The sequence below is a fragment of the Denitratimonas organivorans genome (assembly GCF_037478135.1).
Taxonomy (GTDB): domain Bacteria; phylum Pseudomonadota; class Gammaproteobacteria; order Xanthomonadales; family Xanthomonadaceae; genus Denitratimonas.
The window spans coordinates 49627-66247 of the sequence record NZ_JBBHDV010000005.1; the positions used below are offsets into that span (position 1 = coordinate 49627).

Here is a 16621-nt window from a genome sequence, read left to right on the forward strand (position 1 = left end):
TGCGTTCTCGCCAGCAAGTCGCGCAGCGACACACCACATCACACGACAAACAAATGGTAAGGAATGGTGGCCAATTTGAACGATAGTAAAAAGCTATTGATTCAAGCCAAACCATCAATTTCTCATTGATGTCATGGATCGCTTACGCTGGGCACCCTCTCCACTCAGGAAGCCCGCCATGAGCAAGCCCAGCGACAACGAAAAGAAGTGCCCGGTCACCCACCTGACCACCGATTTCGGCGCGCCCGTGCCGGACAACCAGAACAGCCTTACCGCCGGCCCGCGCGGCCCGCTGCTGGCCCAGGACGTCTGGCTGCATGAGAAGCTCGGCAACTTCGTGCGCGAGGTGATCCCGGAGCGGCGCATGCACGCCAAGGGTTCGGGCGCCTTCGGTACCTTCACCGTCACCCACGACATCACCAGATACACCCGCGCGAAGATCTTCGAATCGGTCGGCAAGAAGACCGAGATGTTCGCCCGCTTCACCACCGTCGCCGGCGAGCGCGGCGCGGCCGACGCCGAGCGCGACATCCGCGGCTTCGCGCTGAAGTTCTACACCGAGGAAGGCAACTGGGACATGGTGGGCAACAACACCCCCGTGTTCTTCATCCGCGACCCGCGCAAGTTCCCCGACCTCAACAAGGTCGTCAAGCGCGATCCGCGCACCAACCTGCGCTCGGCCACCAACAACTGGGACTGGTGGACCCTGCTGCCCGAGGCCCTGCACCAGGTCACGATCGTGATGAGCGACCGCGGCATCCCCGCCAGCTACCGCCACATGCACGGCTTCGGCTCGCATACCTACAGCTTCTGGAACGCGGCCGGCGAGCGGTTCTGGGTCAAGTTCCACTTCCGTACCCAGCAGGGCATCCGCAACCTCAGCGACGCCGAGGCCGCCGAACTGATCGGCAACGACCGCGAGACCCACCAGCGCGACCTGTACGAGGCGATCGAGCGCGGCGAATTCCCGAAGTGGACCATGTACATCCAGGTCATGCCGGAAGAGGACGCCGACAAGGTGCCCTATCATCCGTTCGACCTGACCAAGGTGTGGCCGAAGGGCGACTATCCGCTGATCGAGGTGGGTGAGTTCGAGCTCAACCGCAATCCGGAGAACTTCTTCGCCGACGTCGAGCAGAGCGCGTTCGCGCCAAGCAACCTGGTGCCGGGCATCAGCGCCTCGCCCGACAGGATGCTGCAGGCGCGCCTGTTCAACTACGCCGATGCGCAGCGCTACCGGCTGGGCACCAACTACCAGCAGATCCCGGTCAACAAGGCACGCTGCCCGGTCAACAGCAACCACCGCGACGGCATCGGCCGCGTGGACGGCAACTACGGCAGCCTGCCCCATTACGAGCCCAACAGTTTCAACCAGTGGCAGGAGCAGCCGCAGTTCCGCGAGCCGCCGCTGAAGATCGGCAATGTCGCCGACTGGTTCGACTTCCGCGAGGACGACGCCGACTACTACAAGCAGCCCGGCGACCTGTTCCGGTTGATGACGCCAGACAAGCAGCAACTGCTGTTCGACAACACCGCCCGCGCGATGGGCGATGCGCCGGACTTCATCAAGCGCCGCCACGTGGAGAACTGCACCAAGGCCGATCCTGCCTACGGCGCAGGTGTCGAAGCCGCATTGCGCAAGCTGGGCGCGTTCGCGGGCGAATAGTCACCCGACAGCCCCGGGCAGGAACAAGCCCGGCGCCCTTTCCCGCCACCAGCGGGAAAGAACCTTGCAAGAAGTGAAACGGAACGGGCCTGCCTTGCGGGCCCGTTTCCTTTTCCGGACCAGGCCCAAGCGTGCGCAGCCACCACTTCCTCGCGCTGTCAGGCAGGGTCACCGGCCGCAGCCGGTTCAGCTGCACGGCCACCCGCACGCCGCGCCATCGCGTATCATGGCCGGATGATTCCACCCGATGGGAGAAGCGGGCCCGCCCCGCTGCCGAAGGCGCAACGCCCGTAATCGCTCAGGCCCCGAACCATCGCGTGCGTACAACTCTGGAGAGACCGGAACCATCCGGCGCCGAAGGGGCAAGAGGCCAGGCAACGGCCTTGAAACTCTCAGGCAAAAGGACAGAGGGGCCAGGACGTGCCGCACGGCACGCCACGGTCACCCTTTCTTCCCAGTCCGGATGCCTGCCATGAGCCACGAATCGCTGCACGATCTCGAACACCACGACGCCTTCGTTTCCCGCCACATCGGCCCCAACGAGGCCGAAGTCACGCAGATGCTGGGCGTGCTCGGCCACGAATCGCTGGACGCGCTGACCCAGGCCATCGTGCCGGCCAGCATCGCGCATACCGGCACGCTGGAACTGCCCGGCAGCCTCACCGAAGTCGACGCGCTGGCTAAGATCCGCGCCATCGCCTCGAAGAACAAGGTGTTCCGCAGCTTCATCGGTCAGGGCTATTACGGCACCCACACGCCGAACGTCATCCTGCGCAACATCCTGGAAAACCCGGCCTGGTATACCGCCTACACCCCGTACCAGGCGGAAATCTCGCAGGGCCGGATGGAGGCGCTGATCAACTTCCAGCAGATGTGCGCCGATCTGACCGGCATGGACATCGCCAATGCCTCGCTGCTGGACGAGGCCACCGCCGCGGCCGAAGCGATGACCCTGGCCAAGCGCTCGGCCAAGTCCAAATCCAATACATTCCTGGTCTCCGGCGACACCCACCCGCAGACGCTGGAAGTGCTGCACACCCGCGCCGCGCCGCTCGGCCTGACGATTGAAGTGGCCAACTCCGAACAGGAGTTCGATGCCGCGCTGGCCAAGGGCGACTATTTCGGCGTACTGGTGCAGTACCCGGCCTCCAGCGGCTGGCTGTTCGACTGGGGCCAGTGTGCCGACACCATCCATTCGCACAATGCGCTGTACGTGTTCGTCACCGATCTGCTGGCCCTGACCCTGCTCAAGTCGCCCGGCGAAATGGGCGCGGACATCGTGGTCGGCAGTTCGCAGCGTTTCGGCGTGCCGTTCGGCTTCGGCGGCCCGCACGCCGGCTTCATGGCCTGCCGCGACAGCTTCAAGCGCTCGATGCCGGGCCGCCTGATCGGCGTCTCGGTCGATGTGCACGGCGATCCGGCCTATCGTCTGACGCTGCAAACCCGCGAGCAGCACATCCGCCGCGAGAAGGCCACCTCCAACATCTGCACCGCGCAGGTGCTGCTGGCGGTGATGGCGGCGATGTACGCGGTCTACCACGGCCCCGATGGTCTCAAGCGCATCGCGCGCCGGGTTGCGCGCCAGACCGCCATCCTGAAAGCCGGCCTGAAGCAGCTAGGTTTCGACAACCCACACCACGAAGGCTCCGCGTTCGACACCATCAGCCTGAAGACCGGCGAGCGCACCGATGCGCTGCTGGCGCGCGCGGTATCGATGGGCGCCAACCTGCGCAAGGCCTGGGACGAATACATCTGCATTTCGCTGGATGAAACCACCACCCGCGCCGATATCGAGCTGCTGTGGCGCATCTTCGCCGACGACAACGCCACCCTGCCCTCGATCGACGAACTGGACGCCAGCGCACCCTCGCTGATTCCGGCCGAACTGGAACGCAGCAGCGAATTCCTGACCCATCCGGTGTTCAACACCCACCACAGCGAACACGAGATGCTGCGCTACCTGCGCGCGCTGGCGGACAAGGATCTGGCGATGGATCGCACCATGATCCCGCTGGGTTCGTGCACGATGAAACTCAATGCCACCGCCGAGATGATCCCGATCACCTGGCCGGAGTTCGCCAACATCCACCCGCTGGCCCCGGCCGACCAGGTGCAGGGTTACAAGGAACTGATCGATTCGCTGGAAGCCATGCTGGTGGACATCACCGGCTACGACGCGGTCAGCTTCCAGCCCAACTCCGGCGCGCAGGGCGAATACGCCGGCCTGCTGGCGATCCGCGCGTACCACGCCTCGCGCGGCGAAGGCCATCGCAACATCTGCCTGATCCCGGAATCGGCGCACGGCACCAACCCGGCCTCGGCCCAGATGGCCGGCATGAAGGTCGTGGTCACCAAGTGCGATGCCAACGGCAACGTCGATGTCGCCGACATCCGCGCCCAGGCCGAAAAGCATTCGGAAAATCTGGCCGCGATCATGATGACCTACCCGTCCACGCACGGCGTGTTCGAAGAAGACGTGGTCGAAATCTGCGAGATCGTCCACCAGCACGGCGGCCAGGTGTATACCGACGGCGCCAACATGAATGCGCTGGTCGGCGTCGCCAAGCCCGGCAAGTGGGGCTCGGACGTGTCGCATCTGAACCTGCACAAGACCTTCTGCATCCCGCATGGCGGCGGCGGCCCCGGTGTCGGCCCGTGTGCGGTCAAATCGCATCTGGCGCCCTTCCTGCCGCGCGGCCACAAGGATTCGGACGGCAGCAACGGCATGGTCAGCGCCGCCGCGCACGGCAGCGCCAGCATCCTGCCGATCAGCTGGATGTACATCGCGATGATGGGCGTGGACGGCCTGCGCCGCGCCACCCAGATCGCGATGCTCAACGCCAACTACCTGGCCAAGCGCCTGGAGCCGCACTATCCGACCCTGTACACCGGCCGCAATGATCTGGTCGCGCACGAATGCATCCTGGACCTGCGCCCGCTGGAAAAGGCCACCGGCATCAGCGCCGAAGACGTGGCCAAGCGCCTGATCGACTTCGGCTTCCATGCTCCGACGCTGAGCTTCCCGGTGGCCGGCACGCTGATGGTGGAACCGACCGAATCCGAATCGCTGCACGAACTGGACCGCTTCATCGACGCGATGATCCAGATCCGCGACGAGATCCGCGCGATCGAGGAAGGCCACATGGATCGCGAAGACAACCCGCTCAAGCACGCCCCGCACACCGCCGCCGCCATCGCCGCCGAACAATGGCCGCACGCCTACAGCCGCGAGGCCGCCGTATTCCCGCTGTCCAGCCTGCGCCAGCAGAAATACTGGCCGCCGGTGGGCCGCGTGGACAACGTCTACGGCGACAAGAACGTCTTCTGCGCCTGCATCCCGGTGGATGCCTACAAGGACGAAGACGAAGGCTGATCGGCACGGCCAGGGAAGGCGGGAACGCCTTCCCTGGCCGCATGCGGTGAACGGCATGTCAGTGAAAAACAGCTGTTTCAAGCACAATCCCAAGGACTGACAGGCCACCTTGTGACGCGTTGTAGTACATTGCGTCGGACTTGTTCGGGGATACATCCATGGCTGTCACATCGGTTCGCATCCAGCCAGACATCGAAGAACGTCTTGGCGCCATTTCAGAGCGGCTTCACCGCAGCAGAAACTGGCTTATAAATCAGGCGCTGCGAGAGTTCATTGCGCGTGAAACGGAAACTGCGGAACGCTGGAAGCAGACGCTTGCAGCACTTGAGTCGGTTGCCCAGGGCAATGTCGTTCAAGGCGATGTGGTTCATGAGTGGCTGGAGTCATGGGGCAGCAGCAATGAATTGCCGGCCCCCAAGGTTCCGGAGTGAACCTGCTGTACTCGTCGGAGGCTCTTGCAGACCTGGTACGCCTGCGGGACTTCATCTCCGAACACAATCCGCAGGCTGCCTCCCGCATCGCCAAGGATCTGGTCAAGCGCATCACCTGTCTCGAAGAGTTTCCTGAAATGGGCGTTGGTGTTGCAGAGGCACCCGATCCCGATACGCTCCGGGATCTGATCGTCGGGCGTTATGTTGTCCGTTACGCACTCCACGCAGAAACCATTTTCATCCTTCGCATCTGGCATGGATATGAAGACCGTGGGCGTGGCGCCTGACCATGCGTGCATGACCTCGAAGCCGAAGAAGCAGTGATTCTTGCCCCGGCAGCGACCACGCTGCTGCTTCAACCCGTGACCGGCAACGGGTGCATACCTGTTTTCCCAGACACTGCGCCGTCATCGCCCATCACGAACGCCACCGACGTCCCGCAAGCGCCGACTGGCCCAGTCAACAGGCACGCCACGCTACAATTGCCGGTTTCCTCCGCGCCCAGAGCACGTTGAACACTTCCCAGCCTCTTTTCCCGCCGCTGCCGTTGCCGCACGGCACCCAGAAACGTGCCGACTGGCGTGCGCCAGCCAGCAGCAGTGCGTTGTCGCTGATGCTGGCGCGTGTCGCGCAGGCGCAGTCCGGCGTACTGATCGCGGTCACCCGCGACAGCCATAGCGCACACCTGCTGGAGGCCGAACTGGCGGTGTTCGCACCGGAGCTGCCGGTGCTGCCGTTCCCGGATTGGGAAACCCTGCCCTACGACCTGTTCGGCCCGCAGCCGGACATCGTGTCGCGCCGCGTGGCCACGCTGTACCGGCTGCCGGGCGTGCGCCACGGCGTGCTGGTGGTGCCGGTCTCCACGCTGATGCAGCGGCTGGCACCACCCGGCTTCATCGCCGGCCAGGCGCTGGTGGTGGAACAGGGTCAGCGGCTGTCACTGGAAGAGGAAAAGCGCCGGCTGGAAGCCGCTGGCTACCGCAACGTGCCACAGGTGCTGGATCCAGGCGATTTCGCGGTGCGCGGCGCGCTGCTGGACATCTACCCGATGGGCAGCCCGGAGCCGTACCGGATCGAGCTGTTCGACGAGGACGTGGATTCGATCCGTACCTTCGATCCGGAAACCCAGCGCTCGCTGCACAAGGTCGATTCGGTACGACTGCTGCCGGCGCGCGAATTTCCGCTGGATGAAGACGCCGGGCTCCGCTTCCGCAGCGTGCTGCGCGAACGCTTCCCGATCGATCCGCGCCGCTGTCCGCTGTACCAGGACATGAAACAGGGCGGCGCGCCGGCCGGCATCGAATACTACCTGCCGTTGTTCTTCGAGCAGACCGCAACCCTGTTCGATTATCTGGGCCAGGACGCGCTGTGCGTGCTGGGCGAAGGCGCGTTGGAAGCCGCCGAACATTTCTGGACAGAGACCGGCGAGCGCTACGAACAGCGCCGCCACGATGTCGAACGCCCGGTACTGCCGCCGGAAGAACTGTTCCTGCCGCCCGAATCGCTGCGCGAGGCGCTGAACCTGCGCCGCCGCATCGAGGTGCTGGGCAAGGAGCACAACCGCTGGCAGCAGGCCCATGCGCTGGGCGATATGCCCGCACCAGCGCTGCCGCTGGTGCAGAAGGGCGAAACCAGCGCCGCGGCGCTGCGCGGATTCCTCGACAACTACCCCGGCCGGGTACTGATCGCAGCCGATTCGCCGGGCCGGCGCGAAGCCCTGCTCGACGCGCTTGCCCCGCATGATCTGAAACCGGAAACGGTGGCGGATTGGAATGCGTTTCTGGCCCCCTCTCCCCCGTCTGCGGGGGAGAGGGCTCGGGTGAGGGGGGTTGTTGCGGACACCTCAGCAGAAAACCCTCGCGACTCCATCGCTCGCCCCCTCTCCCTGGGCCTCTCCCCCGCAGACGGCGGAGAGGGAAATGCTGCCTCAGATAACGAAAGGAGCACGCCCCGCTTCGCCATCACCGTCGCCGCGCTGGATGACGGTTTCGCGCTGGAACAGCCCGCCCTGTGCGTGCTGACCGAACGCCAGTTCTACCCCGAACGCGCCGCCGGCCCACGCCGCCGCACCCGCGCCGGACGCGATCCGGACACCATCCTGCGCGATCTTTCGGAAATCTCGATCGGTTCGCCGATCGTGCACGAAGACCACGGCGTCGGCCGCTACGCCGGGCTGGAAACCCTGGATGTCGGCGAACAGCGCGCCGAGTTCCTCTGCATCGAATACGCCAAGGGCGACAAGCTCTACGTGCCGGTGGCGCAGTTGCATCTGGTCAGCCGCTATGCCGGCGCCTCGCCGGAGCTGGCGCCACTGCATTCGCTCGGTGGCGAGCAGTGGGAAAAGGCGAAGAAAAAGGCCGCCGAAAAGGTCCGCGACGTGGCCGCCGAGCTGCTGGAAATCCAGGCCCGCCGCCAGGCCCGCGCCGGCATCGCGCTGGAAGTGGACCGCTCGATGTACACACCGTTCGCCGCGCAGTTCCCGTTCGAGGAAACCCCAGACCAGCTCAATGCCATCGAAGCGGTGATCGCCGATCTGGATTCGGCCCAGCCGATGGACCGCGTGGTCTGCGGCGACGTGGGTTTCGGCAAGACCGAAGTCGCGCTGCGTGCCGCCTTCGTCGCCGCCATCGCCGGCAAACAGGTCGCGGTGCTGGTGCCGACCACGCTGCTGGCCGAACAGCATTACCGCAACTTCCGCGACCGCTTCGCCGACTGGCCGCTGCGGGTGGAAGTGCTGTCGCGCTTCAAGACCGCCAAGGAAATCAAGGCCGAACTGGACAAGCTGGCCGAGGGCCAGATCGACGTCATCGTCGGCACCCACCGGCTGCTGCAACCGGACGTGAAATTCAAGGATCTGGGCCTGGTCATCGTCGATGAGGAACAGCGTTTCGGCGTACGCCAGAAGGAACGGCTGAAGGCGATGCGCGCCGAAGTGCACCTGCTGACGCTGACCGCCACGCCGATCCCGCGCACGCTGAACATGGCGATGAGCGGGCTGCGCGACCTGTCCATCATCGCCACCCCGCCGCCGAACCGGCTCGCGGTGCAGACCGTGGTCACGCAGTGGGATGCAGCGCAGATGCGCGAAGCCTTCCAGCGCGAACTGGCGCGCGGCGGGCAGGTGTATTTCCTGCACAACGAGGTCAGCGACATCGAGCGCGTCGCGCGCGAACTGGGCGAACTGGTGCCCGAGGCGCGCATCCGCGTCGCGCACGGCCAGATGCCCGAGCGTGAGCTGGAACAGGTGATGCTGGATTTCCACCGCCAGCGTTTCAACGTACTGGTCTGCACCACGATCATCGAATCGGGCATCGACATCCCGAACGCCAACACCATCGTCATCGACCGCGCCGACCGCTTCGGCCTGGCCCAGCTGCACCAGTTGCGCGGCCGCGTCGGGCGCTCGCACCACCGCGCCTGGGCCTATCTGATCGTGCCGCCGGACAAGGCCATGACCGGTGACGCGCGCAAGCGTCTGGAAGCCATCGCCTCGCTCGACGAACTGGGCGCCGGTTTCACCCTGGCCACACACGATCTGGAAATCCGCGGCGCCGGTGAGCTACTGGGCGAAGGCCAGTCCGGCCAGATCGCGGAAGTCGGTTTTTCGCTCTACACCGAGCTGCTGGAACGCGCGGTGCGCTCGATCCGCCAAGGCAAGATTCCGGATCTGGACGACACCGACCGCCACGGTGCCGAGGTTGAATTGCATATCCCGGCGCTGATCCCGGACGACTACCTGCCCGATGTCCACACCCGCCTGACGCTGTACAAACGCATCGCCTCGGCCACCAGCCGCGATGCACTGCGTGAGTTGCAGGTGGAAATGATTGACCGCTTCGGACTACTTCCCGATCAGGTCAAGAATCTCTACGCCGTGGCCGAACTGAAACTGGCCGCGACCGCGCTGGGCATCCGCAAGCTGGAAGTCGGCGAACGCGGCGGCCGGGTGCAGTTCGTGCCGCAGCCCAAGGTCGATCCGATGACGGTGATCGGCCTGATCCAGAGCCAGCCGCGCGTGTTCGCGATGGATGGCCCGGACAAGCTGCGTTTCAGATACGAACTGCCCGGCGCGGCCGAGCGCCTTGCGACCGCACGCGATGTGCTGATCGCGCTGGGTGGCAAGGTCTGAGTTTTCACCCGATTGGCAACATTCGCGATCACTGCGGTGCCGGTGCCGATATCCGCAGACGCGCCGGCACCAGCTTCTCCCACTCTGATTGCGCAGTGCAGCACAAATCCGCATGCCTGATGGTGCAGCGCATACGCCTGCGCATGGCACGGATCCGCGCCGCTTCCACCCCGGCCGTGCAACTTCTGCCAGAATAGGCGGACCGGGTCGCATGGCCCGGCTGCAACGCGGATGTCGGCACCCGAACAAACCGATGTCCGGATCGAAGCTGGAATGCACAGGAACAGCCTTCCCCGGCACCCTTCGCAGCCATGCTGCATTGCGCAAATCAGCGCAGAAGGTCCATCCGGAACACTGCCCTTGCCTTCCGGCGCCGCCCGCCTGAGGCCGCAGGCCCTGGTCCATCGTCACCGCTTCCGGAGTTCCATCATGACTGACGTCGTCATCGCAGGTGCCAAGCGCACCGCCATCGGATCCTTCCTCGGCCAGTTCACCGGCGTGCCAACGCCCACGCTCGGCGCCACCGCGATCAAGGCCGCGCTCGAACACGCCGGCATCGACGCCGACCAGGTGGACGAAGCCATCATCGGCTGCGTGCTGCCCGCCGGCCTGGGTCAGGCGCCCGCCCGTCAGGCCGCGCTCGCCGCCGGCCTGCCCACCGCCACCACCTGCACCACGATCAACAAGGTCTGCGGTTCCGGCATGAAGGCCATCATGCTGGGAAGCGACCTGATCCGCGCCGGTTCGGTCAAGGTCGTCGTGGCCGGCGGCATGGAATCCATGACCAACGCCCCGCACCTGCTCAACGGCTCGCGCACCGGCCTGCGTTACGGCAATGCCGAGATGCTCGACCATATGGCCTTCGACGGCCTGACCAACGCCTATGACGGCAAGTCGATGGGCATCTTCGCCGACGCCACGGCGGAGAAGTACAACTTCAGCCGTGAAGACCAGGACGCCTTCGCCGCCGAGAGCGTGCGCCGCGCGCTGGCTGCGCTTGAGTCCAACGCCTTCGCCGACGAGATCGCGCCGGTCACCGTGTCCGGCCGCAAGGGCGACGTGGTGCACAGCACCGACGAACAGCCGGGCCGCTGCAACATCGAGAAGATCCCGACCCTGCGTCCGGCCTTCAACAAGGACGGCACCGTCACCGCCGCCAGCTCCTCCAGCATTTCCGACGGCGCCGCCGCCGTGGTGCTGCTTTCGGCCGACGATGCCAAGGCGCGCGGCATCACGCCGCTGGCGCGCGTCGTCGCGCACGCCGGCCACGCGCAGGAACCGGCCTGGTTCACCACCGCGCCGGTCGCCGCGATCCGCAATGTGCTGGACAAGGCCGGCTGGAAGGTCGAGGACGTCGATCTGTTCGAAGTCAACGAAGCCTTCGCCTGCGTCGCGATGGCCCCGATCAAGGATCTGGGCATCCCGCACGACAAGCTCAATATCCACGGCGGCGCCTGCGCCCTGGGCCACCCGATCGGTGCCAGCGGCACCCGCATCGTCGTGACCCTGCTGCACGCCCTGATCCGCAGCGGCGGCAAGCGTGGCGTCGCGGCACTGTGCATCGGCGGCGGCGAAGCCACCGCGCTGGCGATCGAACTGGTCTGATCCGGCGATCCTGATCCGGTCATCTTGAAACAGCGGAATCCGTGCAATGCAGATTCCGCTGCGAGTTCACCTCAACTGCTTTCGCTCCCGGCACGATAGGTTGGGGTGAGCTTGCGAACCCCAACATGGCACGGTGCCGGAAGTCGCATTGCCGGGATTCGCATATTCACCCGCTGCGGCCCGTCACCGGTATCCGGACCAATTCCGCAAGCGCCGTTTGCAAGCAGCCATAGCCAATACGCTCCTGCTCCAAGCGCAGGTGCGGGCGGATGCGGTCAAAGCGCAGTTCGTCGTAGAGCGCGGTTTCTTCTTCGGAAAGATGCGCAAGATCGCGTCGCGCGGGGTTAAGTTCTTCACCCCAGTGGGTTTGATGGGCCAATAGCGTGGCGCGATCCATCAACAGCGAAACCGCATGCGGAAAATGGCGGCGAAGCTGGTCCAGGATGACAAAGCCATGGGTGTCGATGTCGCCCCAGTAATGCAGTGCGCAACGATGCAACCAATCGGCCTGCGCCAGGGCCTCCCAGCCGTAGCCGGCACCGAATATCACGATGGCGCGCGCGGTGTCGGGAAAGGCCAGGAAGTTGGTTTCGTTCTCGGTGATAAAGACCCGTTCCAGCGGCAGCGCCAGCGCGGCGAAGCTGTCGATATCCAGCGCAATGTCGGACAAACCGTTGCAGCCGGGCAGGCTCGGCAGCGACGGATCGAGCAACCGGAAGCGGATGCGCAGCGGCTTGTCGAGAAAGCCGTAACGGCGCGCGAACTGCGCCACGCCGCCGGCACTGGCATCCACCGCTTCCGGCGGCAATACCAGATCCAGCCATTCGCCCAGCACGCCGCGATGGGCTTCGATGAACTTGCTGTCCACGCCGGGCACATCGACCTGCCGCAAATAGACGCCAGGACGCGGGTGCGCCTGCATCCAGCCTACGATGGCGAGCAACCGCTCCCAGCGATCCGCCAGTTCCAGCGCCTGCAAGGGACGGCGCAACAGCCATGCCGGCAAGGCAGGCTGAGCGCCTTGCGTGTGCTGCCACAGTTGCCGGAATTGCGCCGCTGCGCGGGTTTTTTCGATCATCGCCAGCGCATCGGCCAGCGAATCGACCCAGACCGATTCCGGCAGCCGCTGGCGGCCCTGCACCCGGTGCGTCCATTCGCGCCACTGGATGCGGATGCGCGGCGTGGCAGCCAGCACCGGCAGCCAATCGCGCACCGCCTCGAATCGTGCGGCCAGGTCGGCCGACGACGGCAGTCTCAGGCTCAGCCGCAACGGCCAGTTGATGACGTCATCGGCCACCGTGGCGCGCAGCAGCACCCCGCGATCCCACAGCCGCTGCACTTGCGCGCGCAGATCGGCGGGCGAGCTCCAGCTCATTCCCGGCTGCCCTGACTGGCGGCCTTTTGGGCCTGGTATTCCTCGATGCTCAGGCAACGCAGGCGCGAGTCGCGTCCACCCTCGTTGTGGACGAAACCGACGCTGGAAACGAACGGTTCGATGATGTGGATCTTCTGCAGTGGCGTGACGATCAGCAATTGCAGGTTCAGCTGCCGGAACAGCTCCAGCCCGTACTGCGCCGACTCGTCCGAACCGCGCCCGAAGGCTTCGTCGATCACCACGAAACGGAACGAACGCGAGCGCACCGCGCCCCATTCCAGGCCGAACTGGTAGGCCAGGCTGGCGGCCAGCACGGTGTAGGCCAGCTTCTCCTTCTGTCCGCCGGATTTTCCGCCGGAATCGGAATAGTGCTCGTGTTCGGCATCGTCGGCGCGCCAGCGTTCGCTGGCCGAGAACAGGAACCAGTTGCGCACATCGGTGACCTTGGCCATCCAGCGCCGGTCCGCGTCGGCCAGACCTTCGCGTCCGCGAAAACGGTCGATGATGGCCTTGACCTGGAGGAACTTGGCCTCCGAATACTGCTCGTCGGCCGAGCCGGTCAGCGCGCCTTCGGTGCAGGCCCGCAGATCCTGCTGGAAGTCGCGGATTTCCGCATCCGGGCTGGGCTGCGCCAGCAGCCGGATGTAGCGGCCGGGGTTGTAGTCGATGGCATGCAGCGACTGGTTGATGCGCTCCACACGCTCGCGGATGGTCTCGCGCTCGCGCGCCAGTTGCGCGTTGAAATTGGCGATTTCGTTGATCGTGTTGACGTTCAGCAGTTCCTTGAAACGCGCTTCGAAACGCGGCAGGTCGTCGCGGCCCAGCTCATCGAGCAGGCGCGCGTAATCGGGCAGCGCGGCCAGGCTGGCGTCCATCTCCACGCTCTCGGCCTTGAACGCCTCGCGGAACGCGCCCATCGACTTGAGGATGCGTTCGGTCAGGCGCGCCAGGCGCTTGTCCTGCGCGTCGATCCGGTCCTGCAACCAGCGACGCAAATCCTGCTCGCGGTTGTCGCAGGATTCGACCGTGAGCTGGTGCGCGCCCAGCGCCTCGGCGCGCCAGGCATCGAGGCGGGTGGTCAGGGCGTCATCGAGGAGAGTCTGGGCGGTGATGGCCGCGACCTGTTCGAGCAGGAATTGCGCCGCCTCGTGCCGGCTTCGGATTTCTCCGCGCTTGCCCTGGGCATCGCCGAGGCTGCTTTCGATTTCGACCAGGCGCGCTTGCGCCTCCTGCAACTGGCGCTCCAGTTCGCGCAGGATGTCGGAGGCGGCTTTCAGGCGGGCGTATTCCTCGCCCAGCGTGGCGATCTCGCGCGCCGGGGCATGCCAATCGATCTCGGTGTAGCGCGTGAACACTTCCAGCTTGGCCAGCGCCTCCAGTTGCCCCTGCAGCGCGTCGCGTTCGCGCCTGATGTCGGCGATGCGCTGGCCGAGCGCGGACAACTGCGCTTCCAGCTGTTCGCGCTGGTCGCGCAAGGCGCGCAGCTTGTCGGCATTGCTCCAGCCCAGCACATAGCGGCGGCGGTCGTCGATGCGGTGGCGGTCGTCCTTCTCGTGCCGCCCGCCGGGGTCCTTGATCTGGCCGGCGCGGGTGATGGCGCGCGCTTCGCGCCGGAACTGTTCGAGGCTGTCGCAGCAGGCCACGTCGAAACGCTGGCGCAGTTCGCGCTCCAGCCAGTCGTAATGCGGCGTATCAGGCTTGATCACGAGTTTGCGTGCCAGCGATTGCGGATGCAGCGACGGCAGCGCTGCGGCCTTGCGCGGGCGCAGGTGGAAGTACACCAGCCGCCCGTCCAGATGCTGGCGGTTCACCCAGTCGGCGACGGCGGCGTAGTGCGTATCGGGCACCAGCAGCGTGAGGCCGAAGCCGCGCAGCAGGCGTTCGGCGGCCCCTTGCCAATCGGCCTCATCCTCGCGCACCTGGATCAGCTCGCCAGCGAAGGGCAGCTCGTCCTCGGCGATGTCCAGGGCCGCGCACAGGGCGTCGCGAATGCGGATCTGGGCGGTGTCGATATTGCTCCTGCGGCGTGCGAGGCTGTCGATTTCCGCGCTCAGTGCGGCATGCTCGTCCTTGCCCTTGCGGAAATGGAACGATTGCTCGTGCTCCGCGTTTTCCTGCTCGGCAATGTCGTTGCGCAAGGACGCGGCACGCGCGCCGATGGACTGCTGCCGGGCGATGAAGGCGGCCTCGTCACCAGGCAGCGGCTCGCCGATGCGGGCCAGCAGGCCGGCATAGTCTTCGGCCTTGCGCTGGCGCTGCTGCTTTTCCGATTCCAGATGGCGGATTTGCGCCGCCAGTTGCTGCAAGCGGTCGCCGCCGTTTTCGCGCAGCGCGCCTTGCAGGTTGGCGACATCGCTGCGGACGTTGTCGCGTTGTGTCGTCAGCGCTTCGATCTGGGCCTCGCAGCGTGTCGCTTCCTGGCCCAACAGTTCCAGCCGCCGCTCCAGCAGGCCGCCCTTGAGTCCGGCGAAATACGGCCGCAGCGCATCGCGGCCTTCGCGCAGCACGGCGATTTCCGCCGCCAGTTCCGCGTGCTGGCGGCCATCCTCCACCAGCGGCGTCAGCAGTTCGATCTGGCGCTTGGCCTTGAGCACGGCCTGATGGGCGCGATCCAGATCGTCGAAATGCCCGATCAATGCCTCGATCCGCGCGCCGACATCGAACGGTTCCAGCATGTGGTGGCGCACGAAGTCGGTCAGGTTGCCGATCGACTTCATCGAAACCGTCTGGTGGAACAGCTCCAGCGCCTGCTCGTGCTCGATGCCGAAACGGCGCCGGAACCACGCGCCATACGGCGGAAAGGTGTCCGACAACTCGCAACCGACGGCCCGCAGCCGTCTCCGCAGCGCATTGATTTCATTGCCGAAGCCGGAAAAATCCTTGCTGATGGACAGCGCCCGTTCGGCGGCGACGAACAGGCGCTGCGGCTGGCCTTGCGGTTCCTTGAACCAGAACACCTGGGCCAGCGTCACCGCCTGGTCGTAACCTTCGTTGCGGAACACGCCGAGGATCACCGAGTAGCTCGACGTCTCGCGCAGCGCCACCGCCCGCGCGCTGCCGGAGGTTTCGTGGCGTTCGCTCTTGTAATGGCCCAGCACATAGGAACGCAGCGAACGCTCGCGCGCGTCGGCCCCGGCGGCCTTGTTGTAGGCCACCCGCTGCGCCGGCACCAGCAAGGTGGTGACCGCATCCACCAGCGTGGATTTTCCCGAACCGATGTCGCCGGTCAGCAGACCGTTGCGACCGGCCAGGTCATAGCTCCAGACATGGCGGTCGAAGGTTCCCCAGTTCAGCACTTCCAGTTGATGCAGGCGGAAGCCGACGCGACGCTCGTCGGCAACGAAATCCAGCCCCGGCATCTGCGGCTCGCCGTTCATGCCTCGCCGCCCTCCGCAGCCGGTGCCGACAAGGCCGTGCGATAGGTTTCCAGCCGCGCATCGAATTCCGCCAGCCACTGCGCATCGACGAACGCCTTGAGGATGCGTCGCACCTCGTAAGGCCCGGCATCGGCGCGGCTGCCGCCGCCGGCCTGTTTGAGCCGACGCAGGAATCCCAGTTCCACCACCTTGGTGATGATGCTGTCCACCTGATCCACCAGCCGTGCCTCGTTGCTGCCTTCGGGGAGGAATACCCGCACCATCTCGACCAGTTCGTCGCGGGTCAACACCAGCCGGGTATCGCCGCCGCCGGCATCGAATTCGGCCAGGCGCTTGCGCAGCAGCGCCAGCATCAGACTGACCGGATAGGACAGCGCACGCCGTGCGATCAGACGCGGCGGACGCGGCCCGGGCTGGTCTTCATCCGGATCGGGCCGACTCTTCAGGAAGGCGTGGCCCTCGGCTTCGTCGAGCACCAGCTCCAGCAGCAACACGGCGGCCTGTTCGCGCACCCGCGCCTGCAGGCGCAGCAGGCTGTCCCACTGGGCTTCGTCGTCTTCGCGATGCAGCACGCCCTTGAGCAAGGCCACCATCAGCCGCGAGAGCGCAGGCACGGGATGGCCCGTCCCACCCGGGGCGGCGGCGTTGTTGTCAGTTGCTTCCAT

At 65.7% G+C, this 16621-nt stretch carries 9 protein-coding genes and 1 riboswitch; of the genes, 6 read left to right on the forward strand and 3 right to left on the reverse strand.

Annotated elements, in window-relative coordinates; genetic code table 11:
• The first annotated feature begins 178 nt into the window (after nt 1–178).
• The 6 genes from WDB66_RS06890 to WDB66_RS06915 all read left to right on the forward strand — a co-directional run bounded on the left by WDB66_RS06890 (nt 179) and on the right by WDB66_RS06915 (nt 11204).
• Nucleotides 179–1666: a catalase gene (locus WDB66_RS06890; protein WP_339397806.1), complete on the forward strand. Its 1488-nt coding sequence runs from the start codon at nt 179–181 to the stop codon at nt 1664–1666.
• A gap of 319 nt (nt 1667–1985) precedes the next feature.
• Nucleotides 1986–2084, forward strand: a riboswitch (glycine riboswitch).
• Nucleotides 2085–2138: 54 nt separating this feature from the next.
• Nucleotides 2139–5039, forward strand: a complete 2901-nt coding sequence (gene gcvP / locus WDB66_RS06895; RefSeq protein ID WP_489670833.1) for an aminomethyl-transferring glycine dehydrogenase — start codon at nt 2139–2141, stop codon at nt 5037–5039.
• 158 nt (nt 5040–5197) lie between these two features.
• Nucleotides 5198–5470, forward strand: coding sequence for a CopG family ribbon-helix-helix protein (locus WDB66_RS06900; RefSeq protein WP_339397808.1), 273 nt, complete (start codon nt 5198–5200; stop codon nt 5468–5470).
• On the forward strand, nt 5467–5757 hold the full coding sequence (locus WDB66_RS06905; protein ID WP_339397809.1) for a type II toxin-antitoxin system RelE/ParE family toxin: 291 nt from the start codon (nt 5467–5469) through the stop codon (nt 5755–5757). The genes WDB66_RS06900 and WDB66_RS06905 overlap by 4 nt, the downstream gene beginning before the upstream one ends.
• Nucleotides 5758–5981: 224 nt before the next feature.
• A complete protein-coding gene (gene mfd, locus WDB66_RS06910) occupies nt 5982–9599 on the forward strand; it encodes a transcription-repair coupling factor (RefSeq protein ID WP_339397810.1) in 3618 nt (1205 codons plus the stop codon).
• 429 nt (nt 9600–10028) lie between these two features.
• Complete coding sequence (locus WDB66_RS06915; RefSeq protein ID WP_339397811.1) at nt 10029–11204, forward strand: thiolase family protein; 1176 nt, start codon at nt 10029–10031, stop codon at nt 11202–11204.
• 166 nt (nt 11205–11370) lie between these two features.
• Here the strand turns inward: WDB66_RS06915 and WDB66_RS06920 are convergent, their stop codons facing one another.
• The 3 genes from WDB66_RS06920 to WDB66_RS06930 are packed head-to-tail and all read right to left on the reverse strand — an operon-like array spanning nt 11371 to nt 16621.
• Nucleotides 11371–12579 (reverse strand): Wadjet anti-phage system protein JetD domain-containing protein, encoded by a 1209-nt coding sequence (locus WDB66_RS06920; protein WP_339397812.1) that lies wholly within the window; start codon nt 12577–12579, stop codon nt 11371–11373.
• Nucleotides 12576–15956: an ATP-binding protein gene (locus tag WDB66_RS06925; RefSeq protein ID WP_339397813.1), complete on the reverse strand. Its 3381-nt coding sequence runs from the start codon at nt 15954–15956 to the stop codon at nt 12576–12578. The genes WDB66_RS06920 and WDB66_RS06925 overlap by 4 nt, the downstream gene beginning before the upstream one ends.
• Nucleotides 15953–16621, reverse strand: a complete 669-nt coding sequence (locus WDB66_RS06930; RefSeq protein ID WP_339397814.1) for a DUF4194 domain-containing protein — start codon at nt 16619–16621, stop codon at nt 15953–15955. The genes WDB66_RS06925 and WDB66_RS06930 overlap by 4 nt, the downstream gene beginning before the upstream one ends.

Bases quoted from the DNA above. Each gene is read 5' to 3' on its own strand.
- WDB66_RS06890 (WP_339397806.1), top strand. From the start codon at position 179: ATGAGCAAGCCCAGCGACAACGAAAAGAAGTGCCCGGTCACCCACCTG.
- gcvP (WP_489670833.1), top strand. From the start codon at position 2,139: ATGAGCCACGAATCGCTGCACGATCTCGAACACCACGACGCCTTCGTT.
- WDB66_RS06900 (WP_339397808.1), top strand. From the start codon at position 5,198: ATGGCTGTCACATCGGTTCGCATCCAGCCAGACATCGAAGAACGTCTT.
- WDB66_RS06915 (WP_339397811.1), top strand. From the start codon at position 10,029: ATGACTGACGTCGTCATCGCAGGTGCCAAGCGCACCGCCATCGGATCC.
- WDB66_RS06920 (WP_339397812.1), bottom strand. From the start codon at position 12,579: ATGAGCTGGAGCTCGCCCGCCGATCTGCGCGCGCAAGTGCAGCGGCTG.
- WDB66_RS06925 (WP_339397813.1), bottom strand. From the start codon at position 15,956: ATGAACGGCGAGCCGCAGATGCCGGGGCTGGATTTCGTTGCCGACGAG.
- WDB66_RS06930 (WP_339397814.1), bottom strand. From the start codon at position 16,621: ATGGAAGCAACTGACAACAACGCCGCCGCCCCGGGTGGGACGGGCCAT.